The sequence below is a fragment of the Amycolatopsis sp. MtRt-6 genome (assembly GCF_017308975.1).
In the GTDB taxonomy this organism is placed as follows: Bacteria; Actinomycetota; Actinomycetes; order Mycobacteriales; family Pseudonocardiaceae; genus Amycolatopsis.
Genome location: NZ_JADWPD010000039.1, coordinates 19,298 through 41,910 on the forward strand (window position 1 = coordinate 19,298; position 22,613 = coordinate 41,910).

The window sequence follows — 22,613 nt, forward strand, 5'->3', positions numbered from 1 at the left end:
TGGATGCGCGTCCAGGAACACCTGCAAGTTGCAGATTCTGCGATGTTCTGTCGCCGAGTGTATCCACAACGCGACCGGAAAGGAAAAGTCACCCCCGTGCTCGGCTGCATCAAATCCGCCCGGTGTCTCCCGTGACTGATGGTGCAAACCGTTCGTGGGAGGAGAACCCGCCGTGCATCGTCAGCCGTCCTCGCCGGACGTTCACGTGGCGCGAGCCGAGCTTGTCCTGGCACGGCCTGCGCATCTTCCGCTGTCGGCCTTGCCGATTCGGCCGGACGATCCACTTCAGACGCTGGCGAACGCACTTGGTGACGTTCGCGTCGACCTCGGTGAATCGGTGCAGGTCTGCCTGGATCTTGTCCCGTTGACGCCGGCGCGTATCCGGCACCTCGCTCGTCGAGCCATACCGCATTCCGGTGGAAACGGTATGAGGCCGTTCGGCGTAGTCGCCGACCTTGTCGCTGAACTGCTTGGCGAGTTCTTGCCCACTGCTCGCCCTCAGGCAGCCGGGCGTTCACGAAATGTGATGTCTTCGCCTCAGCGAGTGAAAAACAAGTTCGTGACCGATGAGCCGGTTTTCGCTGTTCAGGTCCTGATCCGCTGTGTTTCGGAAATCCCGGGCCGGGCGCAGGCGCACCTGCGCAGTGTCATCGGAGCGTTCGACATCTTCCGAGGTGAGAACTACTGGCGGGTGCGCGGCCCGCGAGTCCTCGGCTGGCACTTCGGCGCGGACACCGCGGGAGTGCGCTGGCTGTTCGACCGGCGATTCCGGACTGGGCTGGCGAAGCCGCGGCCGGGCTCGCTCGTGACGACCAGCGAGATCGCGGGCCTGCTGAAGCCGCCGTCTGGCCGGTGCCAGTCGCCGGCGATCGCCCGCAGCCGCGGCTGGGTGCTCCCCGCGCCGCGCGAGATTCCGACCTACCGGCCGGGGACGGGCCTGGTGCGGCTCGGGTACGTCACCGACGTCAACGGCGACGAGCGCCTGGTCGGCGTGCCCCTGCGCGAGCTGCTGTTCTCCGCCCGCTTCGGCAAGGCCGGGTTCGGAAAGACCGAAGAAGCCCTGGCCCAGGCCATCGAGATCGCCCAGCTCGGCGGCGGCGTCTGGTTCCTCGACCCCCACGCCGATGGTTGGAAGCGCGCCAAGCCCTACCTCTCCGATCCGGCGTTGCGGGCGCGGCTGTGGGAGGTCAACCTCGACGTCCGCGGCCGGAGCAAGCGCCTCCCCGGCTGGAACCCGCTGAGCATGCAGGGCTTCACCGAGTCCGACATCGAGGACCGCGTCGACGCCGTGGTGACGTCCTTCGCCGCGGCGCTCGGCTGGGGTGACGCGGCGCCGCGGGCGAAGTCGATCCTAACCAAGGCCTGCGAGGCCCTTTGCTACGTCGCGATGCGGCTCCCGGCCGACTGCGCACCGACGATCTTCCAGATCCCGACGCTACTGGACGACGAAACCTGGCGCGAATCCATCCTGCCGGCGCTCAAGCCGTCCGTGCGCCGGTACTGGACGGACTCGTTCCCGAAGCTGACCCCCGACGCGACCACGGTCGTCACCAACATCATCAACCGCCTGCGGACCAGCCCGACGCTCTCGGCGTTCCTCGGCTCCTCGGTCACGACCTACGACGTGCGGCGGGCGATGGACACCGGGCGGATCGTGTTCGTCTGCACCACCGGCACCGGCGAGACGAACAAGCTGATCACCTCGTTCATGATCTACGACCTGTTTCGCGCCGGCCGCTCCCGCGCCGACACCCCGGTCGAGCAACGGCGCAGGTGCGACGCCTTCGTCGACGAGCTCGCCGCGGTCGACGGCGCCTCCCGCGGCTACCTCGCCGCAATCCTCGAGCAGCTGCGCAAGTACCGCGTCGCGCTGCACGCGATGAACCAGATGCCCGACCGGCTCGCCGCCGAGACCCGCAGGGCGCTGCTGCAGAACCAGTCGCTGCTGATGACCTCGGCCGCCGCGATCGACGGCGCCCGCACGGTGGCTCGGGAGTTCGGTGGCCTGGTCCAGCCGGCCACGGTGACCGAGCTGGAGCAGTTCCATCACGTCGTCACCGTCACCCTCGGCGGGCAGCGGACGACGCCGTTCAAGATCCGCGGGCTGCACGTCGACGACGAGTTCGCCGAGCACTTCCATCCCGAATGGAACGACGACGTCGGCCAGGCCCTCGACGCCAACCTCGCGCGCCGCCCGATCGGCGAGGTCCTCGACGAGCTCGAGGACCTGGACGACCGGATCCTCGCCGCCCTGCAGGCCGAGCGGCCGGCACCGCCGCCGCGCCGCGGACGTCCGCCGACCCGGGGCAGCGGCGCCGGCATCGACCTGACCTCGAGCGTGGAGTGATCATCGTGGACGTCTTCCAGCGTGAGGCCCTGACCGTCCTGTACTGGCATCGGCTGGTGTCCACGGAGCAAGTCCGGCGGCTGGTGGCCCCGACGCTGTCCCCGGTCACCGTGCGCGCGAAGCTCACCGGCCTGCGGCAAGCCGGGCTGGCCGACCGGATCACGCGGGAGCACCGGCCGCGCACTTGGCACGTGACCTCGGATGGAGCCGAGGTCGTTGAGGCTGCGGGGGCGGTCGACGCGCGTGCTTATCGGCTGCCGGGCACCGCGGTCGCGCACCTGCTGCAGGAGCACACCCTTGACGTCGTCGAGACTGGTCTCGCGTTCGTCGAGACGGCTCGGGAGCACGGCGACGAGTGCGGTCCGTTGTCCTGGACGCCGGAGGTTGCCCACCCGTTTCGTGACCGCGCGGGAGACCGGCGCGGGGTCGTGATCGCCGACGCCGTCCTGCACTACGTGCTCGAGGAGGCTGGCAGGCGGTCGCAGCGGACGCTGTTCGTCGAGCTGGACCGCGCGACGATGCCGGTCGCACGCTTGGCCCGCAAGCTCGTCGGCTATATCCGCTACCACGACCACGCCCCAGCCGGAGCAGGTCGGAAGCCGACGTGGCGGGAGCGGTATCCCCGGTTCCCGCGGGTCCTGATTGTCCTGTCCGGTGCCGAGGAGCGCGTGCTCGAGCGCCGGCTCGCAGACCTGCGTGCCCACGCTCAGGCCATGCCCTTGGTGAGCACGGCCGCGGGGCGGGTCGACCTGGTGGTGACGACCTTGCCCCAGCTGGTGGCGCGCGGCCCGCTGGAGCCGGTGGCGATGCCGTTGCTGGGCGATCCGCGGTGGGTGAGCGTGTTCGGCAGGCTGTCATGACCGAGGTCGTGCAGCAGTTCGGGCTGTCACCGCGGCTGCGGCAACGCCGGTTCGCGCTGCTGCCGCTGCGCGGCGAGGGCACGCCGTTCACCGAGCTGCAGGGCCGGCTCCCTGGCGACGCCACCACGCCGGCGGACCTCGCGGACCTGATCTCCTCGATCGCCAGCGTCGGCGTCCTGCAGCCGGTGCTGGTCGAGGAGATCGACGCCGGTGACGGGACGCATCCGGCGATGAAGCTGGCCGCGGGGGAGCGGCGGCTGCGCGCGTGCCGGTGGGGCGCGGTCAACCGGCCGGACAACCCGCACTTCGCCGCGCTGCCCGCCGTGGTCTGCCCAGGCCCGCTGTCGGATGAGGAACGACGGATCTGGCAGCTCGTGGAGAACCTGGCTCGGGAGAGCCTGCGGCCCGGTGAGCTCGCCGCCGCCTTGGTACTCGACCGCTGCGCCGTCCTGCTCGGCAAGCTTCTGGCCGGCGGCCGCGCCGTTCCGGCCGAGGTCTACGCGATCGACGACCCGATCGCCCGCTTCGCCGCGATGGAACGCATCCGCGGCAGCGACAAGAGCTGTGCCGCGCCGTGGGCCGAAGTCCTGACCCGGCTCGGCCTGCAGCTGAGCCCGCGCAAGGCCCGCGAGCTGGTCCGCGCCTTCGCCGAGATGCCCCGCGAGATCGCCGAGGAGATGGACGAGGCGAAGGTGTCGCTGCACACCCGCATCCGGTTCGTCGAACTGCGCCGCGGCCGAGAGCAAGCTGCCGCCGACATCTGGGCCGCAGTGAAGAACACCGGCCGGACCCGGCTGCTGCCCTCCGCCCTCGCCGCCGCCAGCGCTGATGAAGGGCTGAGCGCAGAGCAAGCCCTGGACGAAGCCGAGCGCGTCCAGGAGCAAGCGGACGCTGCTCGCGCCGAAAAGCTACGCACCAAGCCGGGGGCGCAGGTCGCCGCGGTCGACAGCCGGCTCGTTGAGCGCGCTCTGGCCGCCCTGCGCCAGCTGCTTCTCGCCCTGGTCCAGGGTGCCGAGTTGGGGGAGCACGACCGCGGCTCGGTCGCGCTGCTGCTCGACCAGCTCGGCGACGTCATCCACAAGGGAGGGCCCGCGTGAGCACCTTCCTTGGCATGCCGAATGCGCCGGCCGCGCGCTGCGACTGCCGGCGCTGCCCCTGGTACGTCGACGCCGAGCCTGCAGTCGCCATCGCGCCGCTGTGCTCCGGCTGCAACTCCGACTGCTCCTACTGCGGCTGCGCCCGCACCGACTGTCGCGCGTGCCCGATCCGTTGCGGCTCCCGCACCGACATCGACGCCTGGATGCGCGACGTCGGCGGCACTCTGGAATTCGACGACCTCACCGTCAGCACCCCGCTGCCGACGCCGCTACCGGCCTTTATCCCGCAGGTCGACGGCTCCAGCGTCGCCGAGCTCGACGAGGCCGTGCGGTGGCCGGCGTACGCGGTCGGACTGCGGCGGGTGTTTTCTCCTCGCACCCACGAGCTTTACCCGCGCTGGTGCGACGGCCGGTCCGCGGCCGAGGTCTTCGAGGTGCCGGACACCACGCTGACGGTCCTCAGCGGATACGGGGAGGATCCGCTCGTCGAGGCTTTCTGGACCGCCCGGCACCGCGACGACCTCATCGCGCGCATCGCGGCCCTGCAGTTCGGGCTCGTGCTGGCGCCGAACTACTCGATCTACGGCAACTGGCCCCGCGCTGAACACCTGATCAACATGCGCCGCTCGCTGATCATCGCCGCCGAGTTCGCCGCGGCCGGCATCCCGACCGTGCCGAACCTGTACTGGTACCGCCTCGAAGACCTGCGCCGCCAGGCCGACTGGGCCGCCGAGACCGAGCCGGCCGCCGTCGCGGTCAACGTCCAAACCGTGCGGGAGAACAACAACTGGCAGGCCTGGGCGCTGCCCGGCTTGTCCTGGCTGGCCGAGAACCTCCCGCCGGACGTCGTGGTGATCCTGACCGGCCTGTCGCGGCGGGATCGCATCGAGACCGCGCTCGACCTGTTCGGCGACCGGCTCGTCGTGATCAGCCAGAACCCGGCGCAGTACGCCCTGCACGGCGCCCTGATGACCGCCGACGGCCGCCAGGACGTCCACGCCCGCATTCCCGACGCGTTCGCCCGCTCCGTTCGGTTCATGGCCTCGCTGCTTCCCCACGGCACCGTCACCACCCGGGGAGGCACCTGATGTCCCGGCACGTCTGGGTTCTGCTGGGCTGGTCGCCCGAACACGGCGCCGCGGTCACGGTCGTCGGCGTCGTGGGCCTCGAGACGGAGAAGCCGGAGAGCTTCGTCGAATGGATCCCGCGGGAACCCTTCGCCGGACGGATCTGGCGTGAACGACTTGCCGGCGCCGACCCGGCGACGCTGGCCGACCGGATGGCGTTCTGGGCCGAGACGCCGGTTGCCCCGGCCGTGCGGGTGGAGCCGGCCGAAGGAGCACTCGGGGACGTGGTGAGGGCGCAGGTCGACGACGTCCTCGGGGCGGCGAACTGAGCCGGGACCGCCGATGGGGACCAACGCCAAAGCCGGCCACGCCGCCTACACCGTCGCGCCCGCCGGTGCCTTCGCCGAACACCTCGCCGCCGTCTGCGCGAACACCGAGGAGCCCGCGGACGCAGCCGAGGCCGACCTGCAGTTCATCGCCGGCATCGTCGCGGGCGGCGTCGACCCCGACGACCCCTTCGGACCGCCAGCGATCGACCTGCCCGGCGATCCGGTCGAGGGCTATGGCGTGTTCTCCGCCGCGGTCGGCACGGCCCTCGCGGCCGGGAGCCAGCTCTCCGACACGGCTGCCGGGCCTTACCAGGAGCAGCTCCAGGCACTCAGCGCCGAGTACTTGGCAAACCTCGAGCCCGGGCAACTCGCCGAGATTGCCGCCGCATCGGGATTCGAGCATCCGGAGCTGGTCGGGATCGGCGGGCAGGACCCGCATCCCCTGTCCGTGTGGCTCAATCCCTCCGTTCCTGCCGATGCCGAAGCCAAGAAGAAGATCCAGGCCCTCGCACAGGCCCGCCACGACGCCCTCTGCGCCGGCCAGACGATCAACGGCAAAACGCTTGCCGAGTGGGATCTCTCGGCGACCGCCTCGGCGTTGCCCGAGGGGTTCGAGGGGTGGGCGGCGACCGAAGCCGACCTCGCCGAGGTGCAGGGCGACTTCGACGCTGCCGCAGCCGCAGTCGCCAAGCAAGGCGCCGCCGCCGAGCCCGAGCTGGTCGCCGCGCTGGTGCACTGGGAAAACCGGATCGCCACCGCACAGAGCGTCGACCCGGCTCAGGACTTCGGCGTCGCGACCGCGGCGGCCCGTCACCACGTCGACGAGCTCCTGGGAGCCGTCACCCCGCTGCAGCTGAGTGCCGCGGTGGCGACCGGGAAACACGACGGGCACATCGCCGATCCGCAGCTGCAGACTCTCGACGCCCACCAAGTCCTGCAGCTGCTGCGCGCCTCCACGCCGGCTGCCGAACGCCAGGAGATCGCCGGCGTCGTCGCCGAGCGGTCGGCGATGCTGGCGCACTCCGCCACCTGCGCCGCCGAGGCCACCGCCACCCTCGACGCCGGCCCGGTCGACCAGGTGAACGCCGGTGCGCTGGTGCCGCAGCTGCGGGCGATTGCCGAAGTGCACACCGCCGCCGCGGCATGGGACACCTTCGAACCGGCTCCGCTGAACCAGGCGGTTCTGCACGCCGGCCAGGCGAAGGTGCTCGCCTGGGCCGACGGCCAGAAGGTCGGCGACCTGCGGAAGTTCGTCGCCGGCGTCGGCATCGTGACGTCGGCCGAGGCTGCCGCGGCGACCAAGTCGACACTCGGGAAGCTGCTGCAGGGCCACCTGAAGGCCTCGACCGCGACGGTCAGCGCTGTCAAGGGCACACTCAAAGCTCCGGCGAAGCCGGCTCCGGTCCCGAAAGCGTCCCCGGACCCTCCGAAGCGCCTCAGCCGGTTCGGGATGCAGCACGCTCAGCTCGTCGCCGCCCTGCAGCAGGCTTCGGCCGCTCACGCCATCATCCCCAAGGCCTTGGACCCGGCCGTCGTTGCGGCCTGGGACTTCGGGGCGGGCACACCGGCGAATCTCGGCGGCACCCATCCGAAGACCCTCCACACCGGACCGGACGGCACGACGTGGCTGGCCAAGCAGGAAGCAACCCCGCACGCGGGCGCCATCACCCACACTGAGGCCGCGGCTTCCCGGCTCGCCGCCCGCGCCGGCCTTCCCGTCGTCCCGGTCTACGCGACCAAAGTCGATGGCAAACCCGTCAGCGTGCAGCCCCTGCTCACCGGGGCCAAACCGATCGCGGGTACCGCGTCGAGCTGGTCGCAAGCCGACGTCGACGAGATCGTCCGGCTGCACGTCACCAGCTGGGCACTGGGCAACCACGATTCCCACCAGGGCAACGTCCTGCGCACGAATGCCGGCGGGCTCGTGCCCATCGACCAGGGCCAGTCGTTCAAGAACTTCGGCCGCGACAAGCTCAAGCTCGGCTACCGCCCCAGCACCACGGCCGTCTATCACCAGGTCTATGACGCTCACCTGGCAGGCAAACTCGGGCCGGGCGTGCAGGTCAACCCGGCCGCGGCGCACTCGGTCATCCGCCGGCTCGAGTCCGTGCCGGACGCCGAATGGCGCGCCATGCTCCACACCGTCGCCCACGCCGGTGCCGCACAGAAGCTGACGTGGGTCGCGCCGATGCGTGCTCGTGCCGCGAAGGCGAAGGGCATCCCGGAGGCAGCCGTCACCACCGGCCAGATCGCCGAGTCCTTTCTGGACTACGCCGTCGAGCGCAAGAAGACCCTGCGGCGCGACTTCGTGAAGTTCTTCACGGAGGACCTGAAGATTTCTACCGCCACCGCGCTGGCGCACCTCGGCAAGACGTGATGGGCACCAACGCAAAAACCACCCACACCCCGTACGCGATCGCCCCGGCCGGCGGGAGCGACCCCGTCGAAGTCGACGAACAGCCGGCGGTATTCGTCGACGAGCCGATCGCCGCCGAACCGGGGCAACAGCCGGTCACCCCGATCCCGCTGACTCCGGATGTCGGACACGCCTACGGCGAGCCCGTGCTCGTCGGGGGTGCCGATCTGAACGCCTCGACCGCCACGCTGGTCAGCTACCACAGCGCGAACGGTCCGCGTACCGTGCTGCACGCCCGCGTCGACGAAGACGCCGAAGCAAAGCTGCTCGACGCACTCAACATCAGCCCCGGGATGGTGCCGACGCAGGTCGAGCAGCAGGTCACCGGCAGGCTGCCCGTCGACGAGCAACACGACCTGGCCGAGAAAATCATCACCGCGGCCAAGAGCGTCAACCACCACATCGCCAACGGCACCCTTACTGCCGAACAGGGGCCGCCGGCGACGACCGCGAAGAAGATCGACGCTGCGGAAACCGCCGTTCAAGGTCTCGGCGACGCGGCCTCGCCGGTCGAGAAAGCCATGCTCGATCACTACGCCGCCCAGCTCCAGGACGTGCAGCACGCCGTCGCGACCGGAACGCCGGTCGCCCAGGTCAAGCCGTTCCTGCACGAAGGCACTGAGTTGGTCACCGTCATGGTCCCGGCGTCGCCACCCGACGGGGCCGCTGGCGCGGTCGCCGTGCTCCGCGGCGCGACCCGGATCAAGCCGAAACTGGACACCACCACCGGGCAAGCCAGCTGGGACGGGGCCCGCACGACCAACGTCCTCGGCAAGGAGTACGCCATCGACCTCGGTGACGGCTACCAGGCGGTCTACCGGCCTTACGGCGTCAACGACCCGGCGACGACCGAGTACTCGCTGCGTGGACGTCTCGAAGTCATAGCCCCTGCGGGCGAGGGCCACGGCCCTGAACTCGTCGCGCGGCTCGGACAGCTCAACCTGGCCAACCGGCCGATGACCCGGGACGAGGGCGAGTACACCTACCTCACCGCCAATATCACCGCGCAAAGCCTGGAGAAGCGTGCCGAAGTCGCTGCCGCGCACGCCACCGGCCAGCACCTCGAGGAGATGGTCCGGCAGGAGATCTTTCACGAACGCTCCCACGAAGCGGTCGGCATGACCGGCCCGCAGCTGGCCGACTTCGCCAAGAACATCCAGCTCGAAGCCCACACGCGAGCGCTGCCGGCGAAGGTGCAGGTTCTCCGCGAAGCCGTCGCCAAGGCCACGGGTTTCGCCGACGGTGACGCGCTCGCCGCCAGCACTGGCTACGACCCGGCGCCGCGGCGTTCGGCGGGTTGGCTGACCTGGACCCGGTTCGACGTCGGCAACTCCGCGAGCAAGCTCAGCAGCGCGGTCGCCGGCCGATCTCTGGTCCACTCGACCTCGTACACCGGCCTGAAGGCCATGCTGGCTACCGCTGTCCTGGCGTCCACCGAGCGTCGGACGACGATGGGCACCCACGTGGGCGTGGGCCAGAGCGAGGCAGCCGACAAGCTCACTGGCGGCGCGAGCTCCGTCTTCCTGCGCGTTTTGCCGACGTCGTCACTGGATTCCGGACCGAAGCTGATCTGGGACCAACCGGGACGGCTGCTCGCCCGCGCCGACTACTACGGCGCCAACGCCGACACCTACGGAGTGGTCAACCCGGCCAAAGCCGGTCAGTACGCGAAGTCGACCCGCGACCCGTTCAAGATCGCCAAGTTCGCCAACTCGAGCAACGAGGTGATGTTCACCGACGGCATCGACCTCCTCGGCCCGGAAGGCCCGAGCCGCATCCTGTGCAACAACACCTCCCAGCGCGATGAAATCCGGACGATGTTGCAGGCCAAGGGCATCACCGCCATCGCAGGGAAGCCGGTCGAGAAGGTCGTCACCGTATGAGCAGTCCGACTGCCGACCAGCTTTGGACCGCGCTGAACGAGTTGCTCGCCGGCCGCGGTGAAGACGCCACCGACGACCTGCCCGGTGCCGAACTCGTCGTCACCGAGGAGGACCAGGAGGTGTTCCGCGCCGCGCTCGCCCGACACGCTCGCCGGGACCCCGCCGATCCCGCCGTGATCTGGATTCGACCGCTCGTGGCTTTCGCCGGCGCCCAGGATGGCCTCCCGGTGTTCGACCTCTCGATCGTCCGACGGCGTGCCCTGCATGTCACAGCAGTTCAAGCCATCGAACGCGGCCTCGACCTCGAACTGGTCACCGGGCAGCACGCGCGGGTCCAGCCGGCTCGCGGCGCCGAACTCGCGATGCTGCAGGACTTCGACACCTGGATGACCACCCTGTCGCTCGAACAGCGGACCGAGGTCGAAGCGCTCGACAGCGACTGAATCTGTCCCGTCACGTCCGGCCCGTGTCTCTGGCGATACCCGGGCGATGCGGTGGTGACGGACGATGCGACACGACGACGAGGCGCCGGAAATCGCGGCCGTGGAATGGGTCGCCGACCACCTCGAAGCCCACGGCCACCTCCTCGTGCACGGCTCGACGATCGCCGAAGTCATCGGCCGCGTCCAAGCAGTCGATGTCCGCCCGGTCGCGGCACCGCAGGACGTACGGCTGCGGATCCTGCACACCGGCTGGTGGCAGACGGAGACGTGCCACTGCCGGCGCTCACTGGCGTGTTCGAACCACCCGAGGTGGCACTACCACCCGGCCGCGGCCACCGATCGGAACGCCTGGCGAGGCGCCGAAGTGCGGCTCGTGCTCGCGGTGAATCAACCCGACGCGGCGGAGACGTGACTCCTGCGTCCGAACTCGGCTCTGCCACGGAGGAAACCGTGTACGAATACTCCGACGACGAACTCGACCAGGCCGCGACTTCCGCCGCGCAGCGATTCGACCTGGACACCCCGCACGCCCGCGAACTGGTCGACATCGTCGCGACCGCGCTCACCGAAGGCGGCGACGCGATCGACGACGCGGCCTGGGACGTCCAGGACAACGACCCGGGCGTCGCGGGGGAGGACTTCGTCGACGACGTCGCGAACAACCTCGGCTACGACCTCCCCTGACCGTGGATCCGGTACTCGACGACGGCGCCGACCGCTACATCGTCCTGCAGCGCAAGGGCCAGCTGTTCCCCGCGATCTACGCCGCGGCTCACCGGCTTTGCCGGCTGCCCGTCTGGCGGGGACGTGACGCCGTCGATCCCTCACCGGTGCTCGACGCCCTTGAGGACTCGGCGATCCAGGTTGCGTTCTTCTCCGGCGGGGAGATCAATGCGTCGCTGGAGCGGCTGTTGACCGCGGCTCGTGCTGTCGTCGACACGGTCCGGACCATCCAGGCGTCCAGCCGGCCGGGTTTCGGTGGCAACGTCGACGAGCGGCTTCGGCCCGACGACGAGGCCGGTCGTCGGCAACTGGACCATGCGATCACGGGGTTCGTCGAAGCCGCCCGCTCGGACCTGCGCATCGAGGGCAGCTGGCTGCCCGTGCATCCGGCGAGCTGACGGCTACTCGCTGGTGCGGGTCGGTGGCTTGTCGACCAAGTTCACCTTCTTGGTGATGCGGATCGGCGCGTCGACCGGCCCGCGCCAGTGTCCCGCGACCGGCGTCAACCGGCGCAGCGTCCGTCCCGGACCGTAGGCTTGGCGGCGGATGAACGGCGCGACCGGGAACCGGACACCCACCGTCCGTCCCGACGGCTCGCCGCGATGAGCCGATCGCGAAGAGGTCTTTCGGCTCACCGAGACCACCCTGACCGGTGCGGCGCTGTAGCCCGCCCGTTCGGCGCGGACGCGCTGAGTACGGGGGAGGTGCTCTTCGGCGGTCTCGGTCAAGGTGTTCGGCGTGCAGAAGATCCAGCCGGCGTGGACGGTCTGCAGCCACCCGATCGTCGTCTCGGCGGCGCCGATCTGATCGGGACGGATCGCCCGGACGCCCGGGGCGGGCGCCCGTGAGGCCGCCTTCGCGCCCCAAGGCATGTAGAGCTCGTTATCCCAGGTCAGTTCGGCGTTCTGCTGGTGGGCCGTCAGCTCGGCCTCGGCAGCGCTCGCTCCCATCGACCGGGCCAGCCGCTTGATCGCCGCGAAATCGGTGACGCTCCAGAAAGTCACCCAGAGTCCGCCGGTGTCCGAGGAGAGAAGTTCGGTCCCGCCCCAGGAAACGGCGACGATGTCGATGCGCTTGCCGTCCTCTCGAACGTACTCGGCCATCGGCTCGGCGAACAGCATGAAGCCCGTCGGCGCCGGGATGTCCTGCGGCTGGATGTCCCAGTGGTCTCGCAGGCTTGGCGCGGCTTGACGGACCAGGCGGGTGATGTCGGGGGTCACGTAGAACAGCTGCGCTCGGCTGAGCCGCTGATGTTCGTCGGCGAGCAGCAGCCGGGCGCCGAGTCCTGGTTCGGCCACGGGCCTCAATGTCCCGCGGCCACAACGCAGGGAAGCTTCGGCGAAGAGGGTGGCCGGCTCGGTCAGGAGGTAGTCGGCCAGGTGCTCTCGCAGGTCCGGCAGTTGCCGTGGTGTGGGAGGCGACCAGCCAGCCGACTCGGGAGCTGTCATCGGTGCATCGCTCCTTCGAAACCTTGTGTACGAAGTTCTCATGATTTACGTTAGGCAAACCTTGAGAACTAAGTCAACAAGGAATCAAAGGGGAGTTTGAGATGAGCAGGAAGCATCGGCGCAACCGGGGGCCGGCGAGCAAGTCGATCAACGCTGAAGCCCACGCCCTGACAGTCGCCGTCGAGGTCGCCTCGGCCTGGCACAAAGGTGGTGGTCCCGACCGGCCGGAAGTGCCGCTCGGAGTGGTGGCGACCATCGCGGCCGCCGGGTTGCTTGTCGACCGCGCTGACGGTGTGGCCGTGGGAATCCGGCTGGCCACGCCGGCCGGCTTCGTCGACATCGCCCGGCGGATCTGGGCCGTGACTGTCGCTCGCCGTCCGGATCTGCCGTTGTCGGTGTATCCGCTGCTCGGCTGGCTGTTCGCCGACGTCGACGAGCCACTGCTGCAGCGGATCAAGCGGACCGCCGACGCTGCACTGCGCGCCGGCCAACTCGACTTGACCGCGACCGAACGCCGTTTCGACTGCGACCTGCTCGGCCCCGTGCTCGGCGCGCTGCGCTCTCGGACGGCAGCGAAGGTGAACGCGCAGATGTACACCCCTGGTGACATCGCCTGCGCGCTGACCGCCGTCGCCATCGGCGACCTCGAACCTGGGCAGGCGTTCTCCGACGTGACCGTCGGCACCGGCGGGCTCTTCCGGGCGGCCGCGCAGGTTGTCCGCAGCCGCGGATTCGACCCGGCGGACATGCAGTGGTTCGGCGCCGATGTCGACGAACTCGCCATCGCGGCCACCGCGGTCAACAGCCTTCTCTGGGGTCTCGGGCCGCAGGTCTTCCTCTTCGCGGGAGACGTCCTCGTTCACCCGCAGTGGGCGGACGAGGCGTGTCGCAGGCGAGCGCAGTTCCTTGGCGAGGTCGGCAGTCTGGAGGATCAGATCAAGCTGCTGGGCTTCCTGAAGAACCTCTGATCACGGCCGTGCGCCGACGCGCCGCACCGCCGAATCCCGCGATGACCTGGTCGTTCCTGCTAACTTCCCGACGTGGAACACGTCGACCGGCAGATCGCCGATGGCCCGGCCGCGCCGGCCGACACGACCTTCCGCTATGTCGACATGGTGGAAATCGGCACCTGGTTCGACGTCAGCCACCGTGCCGTCGCGAACTGGCGTTCCCGCTACGCCGGCGCGCACCCGTTCCCGGAACCGGACGTGGTCATCGGCCGCACGCCCGGCTGGTCTCCTGACCGCAGGAGCGAGATCGAACAGTGGGAGGCGGGGCGCCCTGGCCAGGGAGCCGGCGGTGGCCGTCCGAGAAAGGCGGACTGACGGCTGTTCACTGCCTGGTGTTCGGGAGGCCGGTCAGTCCGGTGGAGATGTCTGATGGGTGCCACGGTGCGCGGCTCTGATCGTCTTCGATAACCCCTCACACGGCTGGCTGCGGGTCGGGTTTCCAGACCGGCGCGCCGCAGGACCGCTACCTGGCGATCTTCGAGGCCTTGGGGCTGCCGCTGATCTCGGGCACCGCGCGGCGGCGCACCAACCCAGCCTTGTTGATCACGTCCAGCAGCTCGGCGTAAATCGCGTCGCTGCGTCGGCGCCAAGACCACGATCCGAACTCCGGCGCCGGGTTCCACCGGGGCCCCGTTCCGAGTGGCCGAAGGGCCCTTCAGCCGGGGGTTTGTGGCCCTATCCGCTCGCGGCTCGGCGCGATCGGATGTGGATCGCGGTTGTTCCGGACGGGAGGCTTTCGGTGATCGAAGTCGGCGAGTCGACGCCTGGCACGACAGGGGCCTGGATACGACGGGTGCGGAGGTGGGCGGAGCCGGCATTGCTGGTTGTCACCGTGGGCGCGCTGCTTGCAGGTGGGGTGGCGTGGCTGGCGGGTGCGGCTGTGTTCGCCGACGTGTGCTGGGCAGCCGGGACGCTGGTGGCGGTGCTGCCGGCGGTGTGGTGGGTCGTCGCGGCGCTGCGGCGGAAGCAGGCCGGGGTCGATCTGATCGCGGTGCTGGCGTTGGTGGGCACGCTGGCGGTCGGTGAGTACGTCGCCGGGGCGCTGATCGCGGTGATGCTGGCGACCGGGCGTGCGCTGGACGCCGCGGCGGAGCGGCGGGCGTCGCATGATTTGCGGGCGTTGCTGGAACACGCGCCGAAGTCGGCTCGGCGGCGGAGCGGCGACACGGTCACCGTCGTGCCGTTGTCAAAAGTAGTGGTCGGCGATCTGCTGGTCGTCGGCCCTGGCGAGGTCGTTCCGGCCGACGGTGTCGTGGACAGTGGCTTCGCGGTGCTGGACGAGTCGGTGCTGACCGGCGAGCCGCTGCAGGTCGAGCGGTCCGCGGGTGATCCGGTGCGCAGTGGGGTGGTGAACGCCGGGTCGGCGTTCGAGCTGCGGGCCGCGGCCACCGCGGAGGAGAGCACGTACGCGGGCATCGTGCGGCTGGCACGCCAAGCGGGCGCGGAGAGCGCCCCGGTGGTGCGGCTGGCCGACCGGTATGCCGCCTGGTTCCTGCCGTTGTCGCTGGCCGTGGCCGGGTTGGCGTGGCTGGTCAGCGGGTCCGCGGAGCGCGCGGTGGCCGTGCTGGTGGTCGCCACGCCGTGTCCGCTGCTGCTGGCGGCGCCGGTCGCGATCGTGTCGGGGCTGTCCCGCTCCTCCCGTCTTGGGGTGATCATCCGCGGTGGCGGGGCCTTGGAGACGCTGGGGCGCGCGCGGACGCTGGTGATGGACAAGACCGGGACGCTGACCACCGGCCGGCCTGCCGTCGTGGAGATCGCGGCGGCACCCAACTGGCAGCCGGACGAGGTGCTGCGGCTGGCCGCGTCGGTGGATCAGCTGTCCCCGCACGTGCTGGCGGAGGCGATCACGGCCGAAGCCCGCGTGCGGAGCCTGGTGCTGTCGCTGCCCCGTGACGTGGTCGAAGAGCCCGGCCGCGGTGTGCGTGCGACGGTCGAGGGCCGCCGGATCGAGGTCGGCAAGCCGGGAGGGCCGCTCGGCGAGGAGCCGTGGACGGTGGCGGTGCAGAGCCGCGCGCGGCTGGACGGGGCCGCGGTCGCGTGGCTGACAGTCGACGGCGCGGTGGCCGGCGCGGTGCTGTTGCGGGATCCGCTGCGGCGCGACGCTCCTCGTACCCTGCGGCGGCTGCGCGGCGCGGGGTTGCGCAGGCTCGTCATGCTCACCGGGGATCGCCGGGAACCTGCGCAGGAAATCGGCACCGTGCTGGGCTTGGACGAAGTGCGCGCGGACCAGACGCCCGCGGACAAGGTGGCCGCCGTCCGCGAGGAACGTGCGCGTCAGGTGACGGTGATGGTGGGTGACGGCGTCAACGACGCGCCCGCGCTCGCCGCGGCCGACGTGGGCGTGGCCATGGGCGCGCGCGGCTCCACCGCGTCCTCCGAGGCAGCTGACATCGTGCTGACCACCGACCGGCTGGATCGGCTGGCCGACGCGATGGATATCGCCCGCCGGGCGCGCCGCATCGCCGTCCAGAGCGCTATGACCGGCATGGCACTGTCGCTCGCGGCGATGGCGGTCGCCGCCGTGGGCTGGCTGCCACCCGCCGCCGGCGCGTTGCTGCAGGAAGGCATCGACGTCGCGGTCATCCTCAACGCGCTGCGAGCGTTGCGCGGCAAACTCGCCGGCGGGCTCGCGCTCGCCCCGGCCACCGAGCAGCTGCTGCACCGGTTCGCCGCAGAGCACGACGAGCTGCGCGGCATCGTCCCGGCGGTGCGCGACGCCGCCGACCTGCTGGCCGCCGGGCCCACACCGGAGGTCCTGAGCGAACTGCAGCGGGTGCACAAACTGCTGTGCGAGCGGGTGCTGCCGCACGAACGAGCCGAAGAAACCCAGCTCTACCCCGCCCTCGCGGGTCCGCTGGGCGGTCCGGAAGCGACCGCGACGATGAGCCGGGCGCACGCGGAGATCGAACGGCTCACCCACCGGCTGGGCCACCACCTGCAGCTGGCGGGATCCGCCGGCCGGATCGGCCCCGACCAGGTCGACGACCTGCTGTCGGCTCTGTACGGCCTGTTTGCCGTGTTGAGTCTGCACTTCGTCCAGGAGGAAGAGAACTACTTCGCGTTGGCGGCGGAGCCCGAGGAACTGGGGAAGCGGCCATGACTCTCGATCGGGAAGCCCCGGCGGTCCGGGCGGGGGAAGTGTCGTTCGTGGTCGCTGGCTCGCGGTGCGCGGCGGACCTCTACTGGCCACCGGACGCCGGGCGACCCGTGCCATGCGTGGTCATGGGGCACGGTGGAAGCGGGACCAAACGGCTCGGCCTGCCGGGCTATGCGCGGCGGTTCGCCGCCCGGGGCATGGCGGTCCTGGTCTTCGACTACCGGCACTTCGGCGCCAGCGAGGGCAGCCCGCGCCAGCTGATCGACGTTCGCCAGCAACGGGAAGACTACCGCGGTGCCGTCGCCTACGCCCGGACGTTGCCGGGGATCGATCCGGCTCGGATCGCGCTGTGGGGCACGTCGTTGAGCGGAGGGCACGTGCTCGCCGTAGCGGCCGAAGATCCGGCCATCGCGGCGGTGGTGGCACAGGTTCCCGTGCTCGACCGCCGGCGCCGCGGCCGCACCCTTGCCCAGCGGCTCGACCGCGATGTCCTGACTCGCCTGCTGCAGTTCACCGCGGCGGCCGTGCGGGACCTGGTGTGCTGGTGGCGAGGCGAACCGCCGTACCTCGTCCCGGTCGTCGACGAGCCTGGGCGGCTCGCGGCGTTCGTCGAGCCGGAAGCCCGGGCGGTGTTCACCGCGCTCGGTGGTGAGGCCACCGGCTGGCGCAATGCCGTCGCGCCGCGGTTTGTCTTCGCTCTTCCCCGCTACGCCGACGGCACCGCCGAGCGGCTGGCGATGCCGGTGCTGATGTGCCTGGCCGACCACGATCTGGAGGCCTCGAGCCGGTTCGCCGCGAAAGTCGCCGCGAAAGCACCGGTCGCGGAAGTCCGGCACTACCCGGCCGGGCACTTCGACGTCTACGTGCCGCCCTGGTTCGACCGCATCAGCACCGATCAGGCCGAATTTCTCCATGGCCGGCTGTGCACCGAGGCCGGCGCGTCCGTGCCGCCGCCGGAAGTGTCTCGGATGCTTTGCCTACGCACCGGGTCGGGGCGGCCGCTGGTCTTCCTGCCCGGCCTCGGCTCCCACGACCATCCGCCCCGGGCGTTGGACCGGTGGTTCCAGACCCGGCAGGTCAAGCCGCTGGCCCGCGGCCGCGAAGTCTGGTGGGTCGCCCGCCGCACCGATGGCCTTGCCAAGACCACGATCGCCGAGCTCGCCCGCGAACACGCCGCGGCCCTGCGGTGGTGGTTCGGCCGCCCGGTTGACGTCGTCGGGGTCTCCACCGGCGGCAGCATCGCCTTACAGCTGGCGGCAGACCACCCCGATGTGGTGCGGCGGCTGGTCGTCGTCTCGGCCGCCTACCGCCTCGGCGACTTCGGCCGCACCACTCAGCGCCGGGCCGCGAAATGGCTCCGCCTGCACCGGCCACGCCGCGCCGGCGCGGCGATGATGTCGATCCTCGGCGCCGCTCCCGGCACCCGGCACGTCATGCGGGCACTGGGCTGGCTGCTCGGCCCGCTGATCGCTCCCGCCGATCATGGGCTGCTGGCCACGATCGATGCCGAAGACGACTTCGACCTCCGGCTCCGGCTGCCGGAGATCACCGTGCCCACCCTCATCGTCGGCGGCGACCAGGATGCCTGCTACGGCAAGGAACTCTTCCAGCAGACGGCCGCGGAGATCCCTGGTGCCCGGCTGATCCTTTACCCCGGCCACGGCCACCTCGGAATCCAACCTGGACAGCTGACCGACGACATTCGCAGCTTCCTCGACGGCGAAGGCCCTTCGCCCAGGTGACAGACTCCTCTAGGCCGCTGTGCCTGCGGATTCGAAACTGGACCCGTACCGGAGGAGGTCTCATGTCCGCAACTGTGCAGCGACCGCGGCGTCACACCACGCGTCGGGTCGGCTACCTGGTGGCCGCTGTGGTCGATGTCGTGCTGCTCGTGCTGATCAACGTGGAGCCGGGCTGGCAGGCCGCGCCGGTGCTGACCGACGCGGCCGCTGGTGTGGTGGTGGTCGTGGACATTTCGCTGGCCATCGCCCTGGCCGTCAACTTGCTCTGCGTCTTCTTTGCACGGCCGTGGTTGGCCAGATCCGGTGAAGTGGTGAGCACGGCCGCCGGCCTGGCCGCGGTGAGCACGGTGCTGGCTGTGTTCCCCTTCCGCTTCGGCGATCCGGCTGTCGACTGGGCGGCCGTCATGCGCGGCGGATTGACTTCGGTTGTGGCGGTGGTGTCCATCGCGCTGGTGGTCCAGCTCGTCAAACTCGTACTGGCGGTCCGCTTTCGCCGGGCCCACGGTCGCTGGGAGTGAGCTGGGTACGGCGGCGTCGTAGTGCTTTGCGGAGCTCTTCGAACGCGAGCGCGGTGGCGGCCAGTGCGGTGGCGACAGCCCAGTCGGCCGCGGTGAGGGCGGTCGTGCCGACCAGCGCCTGTGCTGCGGGAACGTGGACCGCGCAGATCTGCAGGACCAGCACGGCGGCGAGGGCGGCCCAGAGGCGCCAGTTCCGTAGCAGCAGCGGGCCGAACACCGTGGCGTTTTCGTCGCGGACGTTGAAGAGGTTGAACACCTGGTAGAGCACGAAGGTCGTGAAGGCCAGGGTTTGCGCGGTGTCGGTGCCGCGGTCGAGGCCGAGCCGGTAGGCGGAGAGGGTGCCGGCGGTCATGAGGAGGCCGGTGCCGGCGATGCGGGCGAGGCGGCGTCCGGTGAGGATGTGCGCGCCCGGGGGCCGGGGTGGTTCGTGCATGACGGCGCGGCGGGCGGGTTCGAGGCCGAGGGCCAGTGCCGGTGGTCCGTCGGCGATGACGTTGACCCACAACAACATCAGCGGGGTGAGTATCGCGGGTTCGGACAGGAAGAGCACGGATCCGGCGACCATGGTGAGGATCGCGGCGAGGTTGGTGTTGATCTGGAAGCGGACGAACTTGACGATGTTGTCGTAGATGGTGCGGCCTTGGCGGACGGCGCCGACGATGGTGGCGAAGTTGTCGTCGGTGAGGACCATCGCGGCGGCCTCTTTGGACACGTCGGTGCCGGTGATGCCCATGGCCACGCCGATGTCGGCGCCTTTGAGGGCGGGCGCGTCGTTGACGCCGTCGCCGGTCATGGCGACGGTTTCGTGGTGGCGTTGCAGGGTCTGCACGATGCGGATCTTGTGTTCGGGGGCGACGCGGGCGAACACGCCAACGCCGGGTGCCTCCCGCTCGAGGGCGCTGTCGTCGAGCCGGTCGATGTCCTTGCCGGTGATGCCGCGGCCGGTGATGCCGAGGGCGCGGGCGATCGAGGTGGCGGTGGCGAGGTGGTCGCCGGTGATCATCTTGACGTCGATGCCGGCGGTGTGGCACTCGGCGACCGCGGCGGCGGCTTCGGGGCGGGGCGGGTCGAGGATGCCGACGAGGCCGACGAGGACAAGCTGCTCGGGTAGGAGCGGGGTTTCGGTGGCGTCGATGCCGGGCTGCTCGGCGACGGCGATGGCCAGCACGCGTTCGCCGCGGCCGGCGAGCTCCTCGAGCACCGCGGAGATCTCGCGGTATCGCTGCGCGTCGAGCGGGCGGTCGCCGCCGGTGCAGCGGACGTGGGTGGCGCGGCGGAGCAGGACGTCCGGGGCGCCCTTGACGCACACCCGTACGCAGGATCCGGTGCGGTGGAAGGTGGCCATGTACTTGCGGCCGGAGTCGAACGGGATCTCGGCGACGCGCGGGGTGGCCTGGCGCAGTGCGGTGACGTCCACTCCGGCTTTGCCGGCGAGGGTGACCAGGGCACCCTCGGTGGGGTCGCCCACGAGCGTGCCGTCGCGGACGACGGAGTCGTTGCACAGGGCGGCGGGCGCCAGCACGTCGCGCAGGTCGGGAGCCGGGCTTCCGTCTTCGGCTGCGATCGTCCCGTCGGGCCGGTAGCCCTCGCCGCTGATGCGGTAGCGGCGGCCGGCGTGCCACAGCGAGCGGGCGGTCATCTGGTTGAGGGTGAGCGTGCCGGTCTTGTCGGTGCAGATCACCGTGGTCGAGCCGAGGGTCTCGACCGCGGTGAGGCGTTTGACGATGGCCCGCCGTCGGGCCATGCGGCGCATGCCCAGCGCGAGCGTGACCGTGACGACCGCGGGCAGCCCTTCCGGGATGGCCGCCACGCCGAGCGCGACGGCGAGGGTGATGACCTCGCCGAGGCCGCTGCCGGTGAGGAACTGGATCACCGCGACTCCGGCGACCGCGATCCCGGCGAGGTAGGCCAGCCGCACCCCGAGCTTGTCCAGCTGCCGCTGCAGTGGGGTGCGGACGGCTTCGGTCCGTTGCAGCAGACCGGCGACCTTGCCGATCTCGGTGGCCATGCCGGTCGCGGTGACCAGCAGTTCGCCGCGGCCGCGGGTGACGATGCTGGTCATGTGGGCCATGCAGGCGCGGTCGGGCAGGCCGACATCGGCGGGCAGGGCTTCGCTGGTCTTGGTGACCGGGACCGACTCGCCGGTCAGGCCGGACTCGTCGGTCTCCAAGGTGACTTGGTCCAGCACTCGCCCGTCGGCGGGGATCCGGTCCCCGGCCTCGACCAGCACGACGTCACCAGGCACCAGATCGGCGGCCGGTACGTCGACGACCCGCCCGCCACGCCGGACCCGCGCGGACGGGCTCAACATCTCCCGCAGGGCCGCCACGGCACGGTCGGCGCGCCGTTCTTGGAAGAACCCCAGCACGCCGTTGAGGCCCACGACGACCCCGATGACCAGGGCCTCCCGGAAGGAGCGTTCGACTACGCCGGCCAGCGCGGCGGCGAGCACCAGCACCACGTTCAGCGGATTGGCGACCTGGGCGACGAGTGCCTGCCACCAGGGCCTGGCCGGCGGCTCGGCCAGCCGGTTCGACCCGATCTCAGCGAGACGGTGGGCGGCTTCCACATCGTCCAGACCACCGGCGGGGTCCACGTGCAGCCGGGACGCCAGCTCGGCGATTTCCAGTCGCCACGGCTGCGAAACGGAGGGGGACGCAGTCCGGTTGCCGGTCAGGACGGGTCCTCCTCCTTCGCTGGGTTCCCGGTCAGCCGGTTGAGGTGAGCCGGCCGATGGCCTGGTCATGGCCGGGGCGGCGGAACGACGGCCACCGGGCAGGCGGCGTGGTAGATGAGGGCATGGCTCGTGGAACCCAGGAGCAGGCCGCGGAAGCCACCCCGGCCGCGGGAGCCGACCACGACCAGCTGGGCGTTCTCGGCCTGTTCGAGCAGGGTGTGCGCGGGCCGGTGCCGGGCGACGACGACCTCCACCGGCACGTCCGGGTGCTCGGCCCGGGCCGGGACGAGCCACTCGCCGACCAGCGCACGGTGCTCGCGCTCGATCGCGTTCCAGGCCTCGTCCACGCCGATCTCGCCCAGTGGCATGTCCAGCCAGGTGTGCACCGCGACCAGCGGCACCCCGCGCGAGGCGGCGGCGCGGAAGGCGAACGGGATCGCCGCCGCGCTGGTGGGTGACCCGTCCACGCCGACGACCACCGGCCCGTCTTCTCGCGGTTCGGTCCGGGCGTCGGCGCCGCGGACCACCACGATCGGGCAGTGGCCGTAGGTGGCCACCGCCACCGCGATCGACCCCACCACCAAGCCGGTGAACCCGCCCAGGCCCCGTGACCCCAGTACGACGAGCTCCGCCGACGCCGAGCGGGCGATCAGCTGCTCGGCCGCCCAGCCGCGGACCAGGTCCGTGCTCATCCGCACGTCCGGTGCGGCCTTCTGCGCCACCGATTCCGCCGCATCGAGCCATTCGCGGCCGTACTCGAGCTGCGCGCGGTGGTAGGCGGGCACCAGGCCTTCCGCGTACGGCACGGCCACCGGCACCAGCGCGCACGCGTGGACGATCACCAGTGGCAGGTCCCGCCGGACCGCCTCCTGGGCGGCCCAGCTCACCGCGTGGGTCGCGGCGGTCGAACCGTCCACCCCCACCACGATCGGCCGAACGCCTGCTTCCACCATTTG

19 protein-coding genes are annotated in these 22,613 nt (G+C 70.8%); 16 read left to right on the forward strand and 3 right to left on the reverse strand.

Annotated elements, in window-relative coordinates:
- Nucleotides 1–544: 544 nt before the first annotated feature.
- The 11 genes from I4Q55_RS42480 to I4Q55_RS42530 all read left to right on the forward strand — a co-directional run bounded on the left by I4Q55_RS42480 (nucleotide 545) and on the right by I4Q55_RS42530 (nucleotide 11,563).
- The gene (locus tag I4Q55_RS42480; RefSeq protein ID WP_206796278.1) at nucleotides 545–2,347 is read left to right on the forward strand and encodes an ATP-binding protein; all 1,803 of its coding nucleotides are present in this window, start codon (nucleotides 545–547) and stop codon (nucleotides 2,345–2,347) included.
- A 5-nt stretch (nucleotides 2,348–2,352) separates the two neighbouring features.
- Nucleotides 2,353–3,207, forward strand: coding sequence for a replication-relaxation family protein (locus I4Q55_RS42485; RefSeq protein ID WP_307793463.1), 855 nt, complete (start codon nucleotides 2,353–2,355; stop codon nucleotides 3,205–3,207).
- Nucleotides 3,204–4,304, forward strand: coding sequence for a ParB/RepB/Spo0J family partition protein (locus tag I4Q55_RS42490; protein WP_206796282.1), 1,101 nt, complete (start codon nucleotides 3,204–3,206; stop codon nucleotides 4,302–4,304). The genes I4Q55_RS42485 and I4Q55_RS42490 overlap by 4 nt, the downstream gene beginning before the upstream one ends.
- Nucleotides 4,301–5,392 carry a DUF4417 domain-containing protein gene (locus tag I4Q55_RS42495; protein WP_206796284.1) on the forward strand — a complete coding sequence of 364 codons (1,092 nt, stop codon included), beginning with the start codon at nucleotides 4,301–4,303 and terminating at the stop codon, nucleotides 5,390–5,392. The genes I4Q55_RS42490 and I4Q55_RS42495 overlap by 4 nt, the downstream gene beginning before the upstream one ends.
- The gene (locus tag I4Q55_RS42500; RefSeq protein WP_206796287.1) at nucleotides 5,392–5,700 is read left to right on the forward strand and encodes a hypothetical protein; all 309 of its coding nucleotides are present in this window, start codon (nucleotides 5,392–5,394) and stop codon (nucleotides 5,698–5,700) included. The genes I4Q55_RS42495 and I4Q55_RS42500 overlap by 1 nt, the downstream gene beginning before the upstream one ends.
- Nucleotides 5,701–5,713: 13 nt before the next feature.
- Nucleotides 5,714–8,077, forward strand: a complete 2,364-nt coding sequence (locus I4Q55_RS42505; RefSeq protein WP_206796289.1) for a hypothetical protein — start codon at nucleotides 5,714–5,716, stop codon at nucleotides 8,075–8,077.
- Nucleotides 8,077–9,999 (forward strand): hypothetical protein, encoded by a 1,923-nt coding sequence (locus tag I4Q55_RS42510; protein WP_206796400.1) that lies wholly within the window; start codon nucleotides 8,077–8,079, stop codon nucleotides 9,997–9,999. The genes I4Q55_RS42505 and I4Q55_RS42510 overlap by 1 nt, the downstream gene beginning before the upstream one ends.
- On the forward strand, nucleotides 9,996–10,442 hold the full coding sequence (locus I4Q55_RS42515) for a hypothetical protein (RefSeq protein ID WP_206796291.1): 447 nt from the start codon (nucleotides 9,996–9,998) through the stop codon (nucleotides 10,440–10,442). The genes I4Q55_RS42510 and I4Q55_RS42515 overlap by 4 nt, the downstream gene beginning before the upstream one ends.
- 64 nt (nucleotides 10,443–10,506) lie before the next feature.
- Nucleotides 10,507–10,854 carry a hypothetical protein gene (locus I4Q55_RS42520; RefSeq protein WP_206796293.1) on the forward strand — a complete coding sequence of 116 codons (348 nt, stop codon included), beginning with the start codon at nucleotides 10,507–10,509 and terminating at the stop codon, nucleotides 10,852–10,854.
- 38 nt (nucleotides 10,855–10,892) lie between these two features.
- Nucleotides 10,893–11,126 carry a hypothetical protein gene (locus I4Q55_RS42525; RefSeq protein WP_206796295.1) on the forward strand — a complete coding sequence of 78 codons (234 nt, stop codon included), beginning with the start codon at nucleotides 10,893–10,895 and terminating at the stop codon, nucleotides 11,124–11,126.
- A gap of 2 nt (nucleotides 11,127–11,128) precedes the next feature.
- Nucleotides 11,129–11,563 carry a hypothetical protein gene (locus tag I4Q55_RS42530; protein WP_206796297.1) on the forward strand — a complete coding sequence of 145 codons (435 nt, stop codon included), beginning with the start codon at nucleotides 11,129–11,131 and terminating at the stop codon, nucleotides 11,561–11,563.
- A gap of 3 nt (nucleotides 11,564–11,566) precedes the next feature.
- Here I4Q55_RS42530 and I4Q55_RS42535 read toward each other — a convergent pair whose 3' ends face one another.
- On the reverse strand, nucleotides 11,567–12,655 hold the full coding sequence (locus tag I4Q55_RS42535; protein ID WP_242547759.1) for a hypothetical protein: 1,089 nt from the start codon (nucleotides 12,653–12,655) through the stop codon (nucleotides 11,567–11,569).
- Between the two features lie 203 nt (nucleotides 12,656–12,858).
- On the opposite strand from I4Q55_RS42535, the gene I4Q55_RS42540 reads away from it, so the two are divergent.
- The 5 genes from I4Q55_RS42540 to I4Q55_RS42560 all read left to right on the forward strand — a co-directional run bounded on the left by I4Q55_RS42540 (nucleotide 12,859) and on the right by I4Q55_RS42560 (nucleotide 18,980).
- Nucleotides 12,859–13,581, forward strand: a complete 723-nt coding sequence (locus I4Q55_RS42540; protein WP_307793464.1) for an N-6 DNA methylase — start codon at nucleotides 12,859–12,861, stop codon at nucleotides 13,579–13,581.
- A 72-nt stretch (nucleotides 13,582–13,653) separates the two neighbouring features.
- A complete protein-coding gene (locus tag I4Q55_RS42545; RefSeq protein WP_206796299.1) occupies nucleotides 13,654–13,938 on the forward strand; it encodes a hypothetical protein in 285 nt (94 codons plus the stop codon).
- Nucleotides 13,939–14,440: 502 nt separating this feature from the next.
- Nucleotides 14,441–16,723 (forward strand): heavy metal translocating P-type ATPase, encoded by a 2,283-nt coding sequence (locus I4Q55_RS42550; RefSeq protein WP_242547760.1) that lies wholly within the window; start codon nucleotides 14,441–14,443, stop codon nucleotides 16,721–16,723.
- Nucleotides 16,720–18,462, forward strand: coding sequence for an alpha/beta hydrolase (locus I4Q55_RS42555; protein WP_206796301.1), 1,743 nt, complete (start codon nucleotides 16,720–16,722; stop codon nucleotides 18,460–18,462). The genes I4Q55_RS42550 and I4Q55_RS42555 overlap by 4 nt, the downstream gene beginning before the upstream one ends.
- Nucleotides 18,463–18,524: 62 nt before the next feature.
- Nucleotides 18,525–18,980 (forward strand): hypothetical protein, encoded by a 456-nt coding sequence (locus I4Q55_RS42560; protein ID WP_206796302.1) that lies wholly within the window; start codon nucleotides 18,525–18,527, stop codon nucleotides 18,978–18,980.
- Here the strand turns inward: I4Q55_RS42560 and I4Q55_RS42565 are convergent.
- Entirely contained in the window at nucleotides 18,928–21,657 is a 2,730-nt protein-coding gene (locus I4Q55_RS42565; RefSeq protein ID WP_277992096.1) for an HAD-IC family P-type ATPase, read from the reverse strand. The two genes, I4Q55_RS42560 and I4Q55_RS42565, sit on opposite strands and share 53 nt — an antisense overlap.
- Nucleotides 21,658–21,722: 65 nt before the next feature.
- Nucleotides 21,723–22,610 (reverse strand): universal stress protein, encoded by an 888-nt coding sequence (locus I4Q55_RS42570; protein WP_206796304.1) that lies wholly within the window; start codon nucleotides 22,608–22,610, stop codon nucleotides 21,723–21,725.
- Between the last annotated feature and the right edge of the window lie 3 nt (nucleotides 22,611–22,613).

What these genes read in the sequence shown, in the direction of transcription:
- I4Q55_RS42490 (WP_206796282.1), top strand. Translation starts at nt 3,204, where the DNA reads ATGACCGAGGTCGTGCAGCAGTTCGGGCTGTCACCGCGGCTGCGGCAA.
- I4Q55_RS42500 (WP_206796287.1), top strand. Translation starts at nt 5,392, where the DNA reads ATGTCCCGGCACGTCTGGGTTCTGCTGGGCTGGTCGCCCGAACACGGC.
- I4Q55_RS42505 (WP_206796289.1), top strand. Translation starts at nt 5,714, where the DNA reads ATGGGGACCAACGCCAAAGCCGGCCACGCCGCCTACACCGTCGCGCCC.
- I4Q55_RS42510 (WP_206796400.1), top strand. Translation starts at nt 8,077, where the DNA reads ATGGGCACCAACGCAAAAACCACCCACACCCCGTACGCGATCGCCCCG.
- I4Q55_RS42515 (WP_206796291.1), top strand. Translation starts at nt 9,996, where the DNA reads ATGAGCAGTCCGACTGCCGACCAGCTTTGGACCGCGCTGAACGAGTTG.
- I4Q55_RS42520 (WP_206796293.1), top strand. Translation starts at nt 10,507, where the DNA reads ATGCGACACGACGACGAGGCGCCGGAAATCGCGGCCGTGGAATGGGTC.
- I4Q55_RS42535 (WP_242547759.1), bottom strand. Translation starts at nt 12,655, where the DNA reads ATGAGAACTTCGTACACAAGGTTTCGAAGGAGCGATGCACCGATGACA.
- I4Q55_RS42555 (WP_206796301.1), top strand. Translation starts at nt 16,720, where the DNA reads ATGACTCTCGATCGGGAAGCCCCGGCGGTCCGGGCGGGGGAAGTGTCG.
- I4Q55_RS42560 (WP_206796302.1), top strand. Translation starts at nt 18,525, where the DNA reads ATGTCCGCAACTGTGCAGCGACCGCGGCGTCACACCACGCGTCGGGTC.
- I4Q55_RS42570 (WP_206796304.1), bottom strand. Translation starts at nt 22,610, where the DNA reads ATGGTGGAAGCAGGCGTTCGGCCGATCGTGGTGGGGGTGGACGGTTCG.